General features: G+C 69.5%; 10 protein-coding genes and 2 pseudogenes. 11 read left to right on the top strand and 1 reads right to left on the bottom strand.

Annotated elements, in window-relative coordinates; genetic code table 11:
- The first annotated feature begins 301 nt into the window (after positions 1-301).
- The 4 genes from QZT59_RS17970 to QZT59_RS17955 all read left to right on the top strand — a co-directional run bounded on the left by QZT59_RS17970 (position 302) and on the right by QZT59_RS17955 (position 4338).
- Entirely contained in the window at positions 302-1258 is a 957-nt protein-coding gene (locus QZT59_RS17970) for a DUF106 domain-containing protein (protein ID WP_290819260.1), read from the top strand.
- Between the two features lie 384 nt (positions 1259-1642).
- Positions 1643-2218 carry a (d)CMP kinase gene (gene cmk / locus QZT59_RS17965; protein WP_290819259.1) on the top strand — a complete coding sequence of 192 codons (576 nt, stop codon included), beginning with the start codon at positions 1643-1645 and terminating at the stop codon, positions 2216-2218.
- Positions 2118-3152, top strand: a complete 1035-nt coding sequence (locus tag QZT59_RS17960; protein WP_290819261.1) for an RNA-guided pseudouridylation complex pseudouridine synthase subunit Cbf5 — start codon at positions 2118-2120, stop codon at positions 3150-3152. Before cmk ends, QZT59_RS17960 begins: the two co-directional genes overlap by 101 nt.
- 88 nt (positions 3153-3240) lie before the next feature.
- Positions 3241-4338: a phosphotransferase family protein gene (locus QZT59_RS17955; RefSeq protein WP_290819258.1), complete on the top strand. Its 1098-nt coding sequence runs from the start codon at positions 3241-3243 to the stop codon at positions 4336-4338.
- An 80-nt stretch (positions 4339-4418) separates the two neighbouring features.
- Here QZT59_RS17955 and QZT59_RS17950 read toward each other — a convergent pair whose 3' ends face one another.
- Complete coding sequence (locus QZT59_RS17950; RefSeq protein WP_290819257.1) at positions 4419-4886, bottom strand: MaoC/PaaZ C-terminal domain-containing protein; 468 nt, start codon at positions 4884-4886, stop codon at positions 4419-4421.
- Between the two features lie 88 nt (positions 4887-4974).
- Here QZT59_RS17950 and QZT59_RS17945 point away from each other — a divergent pair.
- The 7 genes and pseudogenes from QZT59_RS17945 to QZT59_RS17915 form a co-directional block, all read left to right on the top strand.
- Positions 4975-5778 (top strand): annotated as a pseudogene (locus tag QZT59_RS17945) (alpha/beta fold hydrolase); the annotation flags it as partial.
- Positions 5779-5924: 146 nt separating this feature from the next.
- Complete coding sequence (locus QZT59_RS17940; RefSeq protein ID WP_290819256.1) at positions 5925-7739, top strand: AMP-binding protein; 1815 nt, start codon at positions 5925-5927, stop codon at positions 7737-7739.
- Positions 7740-7807: 68 nt separating this feature from the next.
- Complete coding sequence (locus QZT59_RS17935) at positions 7808-8515, top strand: helix-turn-helix domain-containing protein (RefSeq protein ID WP_290819255.1); 708 nt, start codon at positions 7808-7810, stop codon at positions 8513-8515.
- A 222-nt stretch (positions 8516-8737) separates the two neighbouring features.
- Positions 8738-10099 (top strand): ABC transporter substrate-binding protein, encoded by a 1362-nt coding sequence (locus QZT59_RS17930; protein WP_394348678.1) that lies wholly within the window; start codon positions 8738-8740, stop codon positions 10097-10099.
- A gap of 6 nt (positions 10100-10105) precedes the next feature.
- Positions 10106-10927 (top strand): ABC transporter ATP-binding protein, encoded by an 822-nt coding sequence (locus QZT59_RS17925; RefSeq protein WP_290819253.1) that lies wholly within the window; start codon positions 10106-10108, stop codon positions 10925-10927.
- 1 nt (position 10928) lies between these two features.
- Positions 10929-11642: an ABC transporter ATP-binding protein gene (locus QZT59_RS17920; protein ID WP_290819252.1), complete on the top strand. Its 714-nt coding sequence runs from the start codon at positions 10929-10931 to the stop codon at positions 11640-11642.
- A pseudogene (locus QZT59_RS17915) lies at positions 11639-12015 on the top strand (branched-chain amino acid ABC transporter permease); the annotation flags it as partial. The gene QZT59_RS17920 and the pseudogene QZT59_RS17915, both read left to right, overlap by 4 nt.

Here is a 12015-nt window from a genome sequence, read left to right as displayed (position 1 = left end):
GCGAGGGTCCTCGGAACGGTGAGCGGCGAGGCGACGAACGGAGTGAGTCGCCTCGAAATTGCGAACGGCGAGCGCAGTGAGCCGTGAGCGGCGAGGATCGAGCGAGCGGCGCGAGCGAGATCCTCGAAACGGCGAACGGCGAGCAGGGCGAGCCGGATTCGACGCCGAGACGAGCCCACCCGTCCGCGGACGGTCACGAGAGGTACCTGCGCCGACGCGAGGCGGCCCCGATTTCGCGGCGCCGACGGTCGCCGACAGAAGAAAAAGGCTTGTATACCGGAGGTTGCCTAGGATCGAACGAATGACGCGCACGGCGGAGAAAGTCGATTCCCTCCTCCGCGAGGACGAGGAGATGGAGGCCGCCCTCAGATCAATCCGCGAGCGCGCAGACGAGAACGGGGGCGAGGTCGCGTGGGGCGACGTCAACGACGACCTCACGAGCGGCCAGTGGGGGCGGATCATCGAGCAGGGCGTGCTGGTCGACGGCGAGGAGGGCTTCGAGATCGCCGATCGGGAGGCGTTCGACGACGCGCTCGACGGCGACGGCGACGACGGGCCGATCGGCGGCGTCGAGATCGATCCCGAAGCCTCGAGCTGGACCCAGTGGGACAAGATGGCGGGCGCCGTCTCGCTGCTCTTGATGTTCGGCTACTGGATGGACACCGTGCGCGACGCGGTCGGCGGCACGATCAACTTCATGCTCGCCCCGCTCGACGCCGCGCTGCCCTTCTGGGGCGTGATCCTCTCGGTCGCGCTGTTCACCGGCCTCTACTCGGCGATCGTACAGGCGAACCTGATGGATCCCGAGCGCATGGGCAAGTACCAAAAGCGCATGAAGGCGATGCAGGAAAAGCGCTCGGACGCCCAGGAGGCGCTCAAGGAGGCCGAAGAACGCGACGCGCCCGAAGCGGAGATCGAGCGCCTCGAGAACGAGCTCGATCGCGTCCAGCAAGAGCAGATGGAGGCGATGACGGAGAACCTCGGGATGTTCAAAGAGCAGTTCCGCATGATGGTCTGGATCATGGTCTTCGTCATCCCGTTGTTCCTCTGGATGTACTGGAAGCTCCACGGGGACGGCGCCCACGCGCTGACCGGCGCCGAGTCCCAGATGGTGATGCCCCTGGTCGGCCAGATCGAGCTCAGCGACGGCGTCCTCGGCCCCATCCGGGCCTGGATCGTCTGGTACTTCCTGTGCTCGCTGGGCTTCTCCCAGCTGCTCCGGAAGGCGCTCAACATCAACATGAGCCCGACGACGTGAGGGCGGCGGCGAGGATCGAGCGAGCGGCGCGAGCGAGATCCTCGAAACGGCGAACGGTGAGCAGGACGAGCCGTGAGCGGCGAGGATCGAGCGAGCGGCGCGAGCGAAATCCTCGAAACGGCGAACGGCGAGCAGGGCGAGGGGTGAGCGCAGCGACGCCCTCGGAAACGCGAACGTGGTCGCCGATGCCGCCACTCCGACGGTGCGAGCACTCCAGCGCCGCGCGCACGCCGCCGACCGCACCCAGCCGTCGACATCACCACTCCGACGACGCGAGCACTCCGCCACCGTACGGAACCGCCCGACACGACCGGGGGCTCAGCACCGGATTCCCGGCGCCGCCCGTTTCAAAACCCCTTTTAGGGCCGCCCGCACAGTCCCGGTATGTTACTCACCGTCTCCGGCCCGCCAGGGAGCGGGAAGAGCACCACCGCGGCGTTGCTCGCCGAGCACTTCGAGCTCGAGCACGTCAGCGGCGGGGACATCTTCCGGGAGCTGGCCGACGAGCGCGGCTACACCCCGCTCGAGTTCAACAAGCTCGCCGAGGAGAACGAGGAGATCGACCGGGACCTCGATCGGCGGCTCCGGCAGGTGGCCGTCGAGCGAGACGACCTCGTCCTCGAATCGCGCCTGGCCGGCTGGCTCGCCGGCGAGCACGCCGACTTCCGGTTCTGGCTCGACGCCCCAGCCGCCGTCCGCGGCGAGCGCATCGCCGAGCGCGAGGGGAAAGATCCCGAGCGAGCGACCGAGGAGACCCGCGCTCGCGAGGCCAGCGAGGCCCAGCGCTACCGGGAGTACTACGGCATCGACATCGAGGACCTGAAGATCTACGACCTCTCGGTCAACACCGCCCGCTGGGATCCCGACGCGGTGCTCGACATGCTCGTCACCGCCGTCGACGAGTACGACGCCGCGGGCGACGAGGGACAGGCGCCCGTCGACCTCGAGGTCGAGTTCTGACCGCGACGCGCGACACCGACACCGAACGACCATGTCACTGCGCCCGCCGCCCGACGACCGCTCGCCCGCCGAACTGCTCGCGTTCGGCGTGGTCAACCTCGACAAGCCGCCCGGCCCCTCCTCCCACCAGGTGAGCGCCTGGATCAGGGACGCCGTCGACGACGCCCTCGAATCCGCCGATCGAGCGCCGATCGAGCGGGCCGCCCACGCCGGGACGCTGGATCCCAAAGTCACGGGGTGTCTTCCGCTCATGCTCGGGGACGCGACCCGCCTCGCGCAGGTCTTCCTCGAGGGCGCCAAAGAGTACGTGGCCGTCCTCGAGTGTCACGCGCCCGTCCCCACCGACGTCGAGTCGGTCGCCGCCGAGTTCGAGGGACCGATCTACCAGAAACCGCCCCGAAAGAGCGCCGTCTCGCGGCGCCTGCGGATCCGCGAGATCCACGACCTCGACGTCCTGGAGGTCGAGGACCGACGGGCGCTCCTGCGGATCCGCTGTGAGAGCGGCACCTACGTCCGCAAGCTCTGTCACGACCTCGGGCTGGCGATGGGCACCGGCGCGCACATGGGCCACCTCCGCCGGACCGCGACCGACCCGTTCGACGACCGCGACCTCGTCACCGCCCACGACCTGGTGGACGCGCTCGCGTTCTGGCTGGAGGACGGGGATCCGGAACCGCTGTGCGAACTCGTCGACCCCGCCGAGCGGATCCTCGAGGGGATCCCGTCGGTGACGATCGCGGAGACGGCCGCCCGCGAGGTCGCGGAGGGCGCGCCCGTCTACGCGCCGGGGGTGATCGAGGCGCCCGACGTCGATCCGGACGCGCTGGTCGCCTGTTTCACTCCCGACGGGTCGGCCGTCTGTCTGGGTCGACTGGTCGGCGAGTCGGACGCGGAGTCGGGGACGGTGGTTGAGCTAGAGCGAGTGCTCGTGTGAGGGGGCCTCCTCCCGTCCGCGCGGGGTGGAGGAGACGTTCGCGAACTCGACCGGCCGGATTTATGCCGTTTCGATCCGACGACGGCGTATGACTCGGACGGACGGCGACCTCGATGCCGCCGACCTCGACGCCTTCCTCTCGGCGGAACTGAACCGCGCCGTGGCCGGAACCGAGGTGCTCCACGACGGACTCAACCTCTCGCTCGGGATCCGGCTGGTGGGGGACGCGGCGCCCGCGTACGTCCTTCGGCGGCCGAACAAGCTGCGTGGCGAGGAATCGTTCCTGGAGGTGCGCCGAGAGTACGAAGTCTTGAGGCGGCTCCGGGAGACGGCCGTCCCGGCCCCCGATCCGGTGTTCGTCTGCGAGGACGAGTCGGTGGTCGGCGATCCGTTCCTCGTGACGACCCACCTCGACGGGGTGGCGGTCCCGCTCGGCGACGACCTGCCCGAGCGGTTCCGGACCTCGTCGGCGCGCGAGGTCGTCGCGACGAGCCTGATCGACGCGCTCGCCGAGGTTCACTCGGTCGATGCCGATCGGTTCGCGGACGTCTGTCGGCGGGAGTCGACCGAGGAACAGCTCGAGCGCGTCCTCGGCCAGCTGGAGGCGGCGACGGGTGCGACCGGACGGGAACCGCCGGCCATCTGGAAGGTGGCCGACTGGCTACGCGACAACGTTCCGACGAGCGCCGAGACGAGCCTCGTTCACGGGGACTACCGACCGGCCAACGTCCTGTTGGCGGGCGGAGACCGGCCCGAGGTCGCCGGCGTGCTGGACTGGGAGACGGCGTTTCTCGGCGACCCGCGGACCGAGCTCGGGTACTTCCTGCTCCGCTGGCGCGACGACGGCGACCCGACGCCGCCACTCGACGGGCTCCGCGAGCGGTACGGCGACGAGGGCGCGATAGGAGAACTGGGGGCGACCAACGAGCGGGGGCTGGCCCCGTTCACGGGCGACCCGGGGAGTCCCAGTCGGCGAGAGCTGGTCGCCCGGTACGAAGAGCGGACCGGGATCGAGTTCGAGAACGAGCGGTTCTACCGGGCGCTCGCCGCGATCACGCTCGCCACGATCTGGGAGCAGCTCCACCGACACCGGCTCGACGCCGGGCTCGAGTCCGAGCGGGAACCGTACGTCGATTACGTGGCGATGATGGCCGAGCAAATCGTGGACGGGGCGTTCGAACTGTAGGAGAGTCCCCGATCGGCTCACCACCCGACGGGACGAGCTTCGTCGAGGTCGGAGGTTCGGCGGAGGGCCCGCGTTCCCGCTCACTCCAGCGAGAGAACGACCGCCTCGCCCGAGACGACCGTCTCGTCGCCGACGGTGGCGTCGGTGTGCGCCCGGAGCATGTCGTTGCCGAGATCCTCGGCGACCTCGGCGGTCGCAGTTACGGTCCGTCCCGGATAGACCGGTCGTTCGAAGCTCAGGTCCTGGGAGACGTAGACGATGTCCCCCGGGAGGTTCGCGAGCGCGCTCGAGATCACGCCGGCGGCCAGCATGCCGTGGGCGATGGTCCCGTCGAAGAGGCCGTCGTCGTCCGGTTGGCCGTCGCCGCAGTCGCCCTCGGTCGGACCGCCGTCGGCCGCGGTCGACGGTTCTGCGCCCACCTCCCGTGCGTAGGCGGGGTCGAGGTGGACGGGATTCTCGTCGCCGACGAGGTCGGCGAAGGCGTCGATCTCGGCCTGGCCGATATCCAGGCTCGCGCTGGCGGCGTCTCCGGGTCCTGCGACTGCCATATCGGAAGGTACGGACCGACCCGCCTGTAGGTGCGGGTTGATCATCGAACGGTGAGGTACTTCGGGGGCGGTGAACACACCTAGAGGTATGCCCACGGCGACCAACGACGGACTCTCCCTCTCCTACGAGATCGACGGGCCGGCCGACGGCGAGCCGGTCGTCCTGGTCCAGGGCCTCGGCACCGGCCGGTGGATGTGGCGCCGCCAGCGCGAGGCCCTCGCGGACGAGTACCGCGTCGTCCTCCCGGACAACCGAGGGACGGGCCGCTCGGACGCCCCGGACGGCCCGTACACGATCCCGCAGATGGCGGCCGATCTCGAGGCCGTGCTGGCCGACGCCGGAATCGACCGCGCCCACGTCGTCGGCGCCAGCATGGGCGGGATGATCGCCCAGCGCTACGCCGTCGAGTACGATCGCGCGGCCGGCCTCGGCTTGCTCTGTACGACCCACGGCGGCCCGGACGCGGTCCCGGTCCCCGAGGAGACCCGGGCCGAGATGTTCGCCGAGCCCGAGGACGCCGACGAACGCGAGCGGATCAAACGCCGCATGCGCCCGAGCGTCTCCGACTCGCTGTACGAGGACCGCCCGGCGCTCGTCGAGTGGATCGTCGACCGGCGCCTGGAGCAGAACGCCGACGACGCCGCGCGCGAAGCCCAGGCCGCCGGCGTGATGGCGTTCGACGCGAGCGACGAGCTCGAGGAGCTCGAGCTTCCGACGCTCGTCCTCCACGGCGACGCGGATCGCGTCGTCCCCGTCGAGAACGCCCGCCTGCTCGACGAGGGGCTGCCCGAGAGCCGCCTCGAACTCCTCGAGGGCGGGCACCACCTCTTTTTCGTCGAGGAGGCCGAGTGGGTGAACGATCGGCTGGCAGCCTTCCTGCAGACGAATCCCCTCGACGGCGCCGTCGAAGGCGGCGGAGCTGATGATACGCGAGAGAACGTCGTGGCCGGTGACGCGCGCGAAGACGTCGAAAGCGGCGGGGCCGGTGACGCGCGCGAAGACGTCGACGCCGCCGCAGAGAACCCGGTGAGCGACGCATGAACTGGGGCCAGGATCCCTACGAGTGGGTCGGCGACTGGAGCGGGCGCCGGGCGGCGCTCACCCCGGACCGGACCGCGATCGTCGACGAGACCGCGGGAAGCGAGTACACGTACGGCGAGCTCGAGGAGCGAGCGAACCGCACGGCGCGACTCTGCGCCGACCTCGACGTCGGGGTCGACGACCGCGTGGCGCTCGTCTCGCGCAATCGGATCGAGGCGTTCGACCTCTTCTTCGCGACCGGGAAGCTCGGCGCGCTGCTCGCGCCGCTGTCCTACCGGCTGGCGCCGCCGGAGCTCGCGGAGCTGCTGGACCTCGTCCGGCCGCGGCTGCTGGTCATCGAGTCGCCGTACGTCGAGCGCGTCGAGCACGCGCTCGCGCGGGCCGACGCGGAGCCGATCGTGCGGGAACTCGAAACGGCCGATCCGGCCGGCGGCTGGGACGTCTACCGCGACGATCTCCCCGAGGACGGCTCTCCGGTGGCGATCGCCGACCGGGCGCTGAACGACCCGCACCTGCTGTTGCACACGGGCGGCTCGACGGGCGTCCCGAAGGAGACGACGATCACGCACGGCTCGATCTACTGGAACTCGTTCAACACGATCACCGCGTGGGGACTTCGACCCGACGACGTCGCCCCGATGGTGTTCCCGATCTTCCACACCGGCGGCTGGAACGTCCTCACCCTCCCGTTCTTTTCGATGGGCGCCGAGATCGTCATCGACCGCGAGGTCGAACCCGAGCGGATCCTCCGACAGGTCGACCGGCACGGGGCCACGGTCCTCGTCGCGGTGCCCGCCGTCCTGCGGGCGATGGCCCACCACGAGGAGTGGGCGGAGACGGACCTCTCCTCGCTGCGGTTTGTCAAGAGCGGCGGCGGCCCCTGTCGGGAGGCCGTCATCGCCGAGTGGCGCGACCGCGGGGTCGAGATCTCCCAGGGGTACGGGCTCACCGAGTGCGGGCCCAACAACTTCGCGATGCCGGACGAGTGGGCCCCGGAGAAGGTCGAGAGCGTCGGCAAGCCGGTGTTGCACACCGACGTCCGCGTCGTCGACGAAGATGGCGAGCCCCTCCCGGCGGGAGAAATCGGCGAGCTCGAGCTGTCGGGTCCCCACGCCGCGCCGGGGTACTGGCGCAACCCCGTGGCGACCGAGGAGACCTTCGGCGAGTCGCGGGCCGCCGCCGTCGGGGATCCCGTGGCCGACGGCGCCCCCGCGTGCCGGTGGGTCTCGACGGGCGATCTGGCTCGGCGCGACGACGACGGCTTCTACCACATCGAAGGGCGCAAGAAGAACATGTTCATCAGCGGCGGCGAGAACGTCTACCCGCCGGAGATCGAGGACGTCATCGCCGACCACCCCGCGGTGGCGGAGGTGATCGTGATCGGCGTCCCGGACGAGCAGTGGGGCACCGTCGGGAAGGCGGTCGTCGAGCCGACCGAGGCGGCGACGGGCGGGGCCGAGTCGACGGACGCCGAGGTCGAACCGCCGCTCACGCTCGCCGAACTCGAGGCGTTCATGGACGAGCGACTCGCGCGGTTCAAGATCCCGAAACACCTCGACTTCGTCGACGAGATGCCGACCAGCGGGCCCTCGAAGCTCGACCGCGCCGCGATCGAGGAGGCGTTCGGGGAGGCGGCGAACGGACGGTCCTCGAGCGAGCGAGCGAGCGACGACTCGACCCGCGGTACCGGACCGACCGACGACACGACGGGCGGTACCCGACCGACCGAAAACTCGACCCGCGGTACCGGGCCCACCGAAAACTCGACCCGCGAGACCCGACCGACCGACGACACGTCGGGCGACGACTAACTTTCGAGAAAAATCGAATCACAACCGGCACGAAGTGTTATGAGACCGCGGCAAGATCTAGCACGACGATGATCGACCTCACGCTGGACATGGAGCAGTACGATTGTCCGTTCATCGATACGACGGACGATCACGCGGTGGCCTTTCGCGCCGTCCAGTGGGAGTTCGACGCGGCCAGCCGGAGCCTCGAGACGCGCATGCTCGTCGAAGGGACGGATCGATCCGCCCTGGAGTCGGGCCTCTCGGCCGTCCAGGGGCACCCGAACATGCGGGAGTGCGATCTCTTCCGCAAACGGGAGGAGACCGCCGTGATCCGGACGGAGATCGACGAGACGAACGCGATGCGCGTGATCAGGGACAACGACGGCTACATCACCGGGCCGTTCCACATCGAGGCGGGCCGGGAGCGCTGGGAGGTCGGGTTCGACGCCGAGCGGATCGCGAGCGACGCCCTCTCGGAGCTGGACCGGAACAACGAGTTCGCCGTCGAGTCCCGGTCCGAGGTCGCCGGCGACGACCTGTTCGACCTGCTCGAGAACGCCGACGCGGCGACGTCGCTGCTCGAGGGATGTCGCGTGCTCTCGGAGACCGAACGCGAGACGCTGACCGTCGCAGCGGAGAAGGGCTACTTCGATCAACCGCGGGGCGCCACGCTCCAGATGCTCGCCAACGAGTTCGACGTCTCCGACACCGCCGTCTCGAAGAACGTCAGGCGGGCCGAGCGGAAGGTCCTCCGGCGCGTGGTCGAGGCGATGGACGAACTGGATCTCGAGTGACCGACGCCGCTCCCGAGGGCGGGACGTCGGCGGGGCTCCTCGGAATCGGAAGGTGGGACGGTCGACCGGCCGCTGATCCATGCACCGATCGGCGGCGCGGCAACCCGGCATCGGCAGCCGGCGGTCCCGGCACCGCCGGCGCCGCGGACCGACGCGGCGGTCCCCGCGGGTTGGTATACGAACCTCCCGTCCTATGGGACCCTGTCTATTAGGAATGTACATATGGGAACCGGTAGCAGTCGACGAACGGTGCTGAAGCGAACGGGTGCACTGACCGCGGTCGGCGTGGCGGGACTCGCCGGCTGTCTCGGCGGCGACCAGGAGGCCGACGTCGAGGGGGAGACCCTCCGGATCGGCGCGTTCCAGCCGGTATCCGGCGACCTCCAGTACTACGGCGAGATCAGCCTGATGGGGTTTTACTCCGGTCTGGCCTACAAGTACGGGGAGAGCCCCGACGACGTGGCCGACGTCTCGCCGGGCGAGTACGAGTTCGACCCCGAGGATGGACCGACGTACGAGATATACCTCGAGGACACCGAGCTGAGCGTCGACACCGCCCAGCGGGTGACGGAGGACCTCGTCGTGGATCACGACGTCGACGTCCTCTTCGGCGGGACGCTGTCGGAGTCCGCCCGCCGGGTCATCGGCACGACGGTCGCCGAGGCGGATATCCCGTACATCGTCGGCCCGGCCGCCGACGCAGACATCACCAACTCCGCGGAGCACTGCCACGAGAAGGTGTTCCGCGCGAGCGAGCACACGGCGATGGACGCCCGTGCGGGCGGCCGATTCGTCGCGGAGGAGACGGACGCGACGACCATCGCCATCATGCACATCGACGACGCGTTCGGTCGGTCCGTCGCCAACAACTGGCAAGCGGTGCTCGAGGCGGAGGGTCTCGACGTGCTCGACCCCCGGGGCGTCGACTCGGACTTCACGGAGTTCGAGGGGCTGTTCGACGAGGCCGTCGCGGACGGCGCCGACGGCGTCGTCGGCGGCTTCACCGCGATCCAGCTGCCGGCGTTCCTCTCGACCGGGATCGGCTACGACGTCCAGCTCTTCGGCGGGTTCGCCGACCTGCTGACGACCCAGCTCATCGGCGACACGGTGGAGGCCGAACTCGGCGAGGACTTCACCGAGGACGACGTCCGCGACGCCGGGCTCGGGCCGTTCACCTCGCGGTACCACTGGAACCAGTACGACGACGAGATCAACGACGAGTTCATCGACATGCACGTCGACGCCTACGGGATGGTTCCCGACCTGTTCAGCGGGGGGACCTTCGTGGGCGGCTCGGCGCTCGTGCAGGCGGTCGAGGAGTCCGAGTCGACGGACGGCGACGACATCGCCGACGCGATGCGCGGCATGACCGTCGAGGACACGCCGAAGGGCGAGGGCGGCTACGTCTTCCAGGAGTCCAACAACCAGGCCGCCTCCGAGATGACCGTCGCCTGGCCCGTCCCGACGGACGAGGAGTTCGCGGAAACGTGGGGCGCGGCGGTCATGCCCGGCGAGCCGATCGCGACGCTCGACGCGGAGGAGGTCATGGTTCCGGCCGACGAGCTCGACTGCGATCTGGGGTAAGCGCCGATGTTGCTCTCGACAGCCGGCCTGACCAAGGAGTTCGACGGCATCACCGCGGTGGACGACGTCGACTTCGCCATCGAGGAGGGCGAGCTCTGCTCCGTGATCGGGCCGAACGGCGCCGGGAAGACGACGTTCTTCAACCTGCTTACCGGCGTGCTCGAGCCAACCCGCGGTTCGGTCGAGTTCGTCCCGTCCGACGGCGACGGCCCGGTCGACATTACGGGAGCCGAACCACACGAGACGGCGCTGCTCGGGCTCCACCGCTCCTACCAGATCACGAATATCTTCCCGACCGTCTCCGTGCTCGAGAACGTTCGGATCGCGGTCCAGGCCCACCGGGGCGGCGACGCCTGGAAGTTCTGGCGGAACGTGAACGCCTTCGACGACCACTTCGCCGAAGCGGAGGCGATCCTGGAGCGGGTCGGCCTCGTCGAGTACGCCGACCGGGCGGCCCAGAACCTCAGTCACGGCGAAAAGCGCAACCTCGAGATCGCGATCGCGCTCGCCGGCGACCCCGACCTGCTCCTGCTCGACGAGCCCACGGCGGGCGTCTCGAGCGAGGACGTCACCTCGGTCACGGACATCATCGAGGACGTCGCGCGCGACCACGCGATCATGCTGATCGAACACAACATGGACGTGGTCATGGACATCAGCGATCGCGTCGTCGTCCTCAACCAGGGCGAGATCATCGCGGACGACGACCCCGCCGTCGTCAGGGAGAGCGTTGCCGTCCAGCGGGCGTATCTCGGCGGATACGACGGCGACGGGGTCGGACCGGACGACGAGGGCGGTGCCGGCGAGGCGACGGGGGTGGGCGCCTGAGATGAGCGACGACGGCGACCCGTTCCTCGACGTCGAAGACGTCCACACCTACTACGGGGAGAGTCACATCCTCCAGGGCGTCGACCTGACCGTCGAGGAGGGCGAGATCGTCGCGCTGATCGGCCGCAACGGGGTCGGGAAGACGACCACGCTGCGATCGATCCTCCAGCTGACGCCGCCCCGCGAGGGGACCGTCCGATTCCGCGGCGAGGACGTGACGGGGCTGAGCGCGCACGAGGTCGCCCGAAAGGGGATCGGGTGGGTGCCGGAGGACCGCCGGATGTTCGGCTACCTGACCGTCGAGGAGAATCTCAGGGTGTCGGTTCCCCCCGACGGCGACTTCGCGGCCGAGCGAGACTACGTGTTCGAGCTCTTTCCGGACCTGGAGCGATTCCGCGACAAGGAGGCGCGCAACCTGAGCGGGGGGCAACAGCAGATGCTCGCCATCTCGCGCGGCATGGTCGGCGACAACGACCTGTTGCTCGTCGACGAGCCGAGCGAGGGGCTCGCCCCGATGATCGTCGAGACGGTCGTCGACGCGCTGCGGACCGCCTCGGCGGACACGACGATGGTGCTGGTCGAACAGAACTTCCCGCTCGCGATGGACCTCGCCGACCGGTTCTACCTCCTCGACCACGGAACGGTCGTCGAGTCCGGCGACACCGAGGGAGTCACGGCCGACGACGAACGCATCAAGAGGTACCTGTCGGCATGATCGGGGGCGCGCTCGGAGCGGGCGGCGAGTTCCTCGCGCTGCTCGCCGCGATCGCGGACGTCCCGCTGTGGGCGGACGCGCTGGGCCGGTTCCTCCAGCCGCGAACCTTCGCGCGAATCGTCATCGAAGGCCTCGGCAAGGGCGCGGTGTACTTCATACTCGCCATCGGGCTCACCCTGGTCTTCGGGCTGATGGGCGTGTTGAACTTCGCCCACGGGGCGTTCGCGATGCTCGGCGCGTACCTCGGGGGCGTCCTGATGGTGCTCGCCGTCTCGGGGGGCGCCGGTCCCTTCACGACGATCGCGTTCTTCTTCGTGGCCGCTGCGATCGTCTTCGCGGCGCTCACGGCGGCCGGCAGCGCCATCGAGGTGGG

The sequence above is a fragment of the Halovivax sp. genome (genome assembly GCA_007119345.1).
Classification (GTDB): Archaea; Halobacteriota; Halobacteria; order Halobacteriales; family Natrialbaceae; genus Halovivax.
The sequence above is the reverse complement of the archived record's forward strand: the minus strand, read 5'-3'. Positions and strand labels throughout refer to the sequence as shown.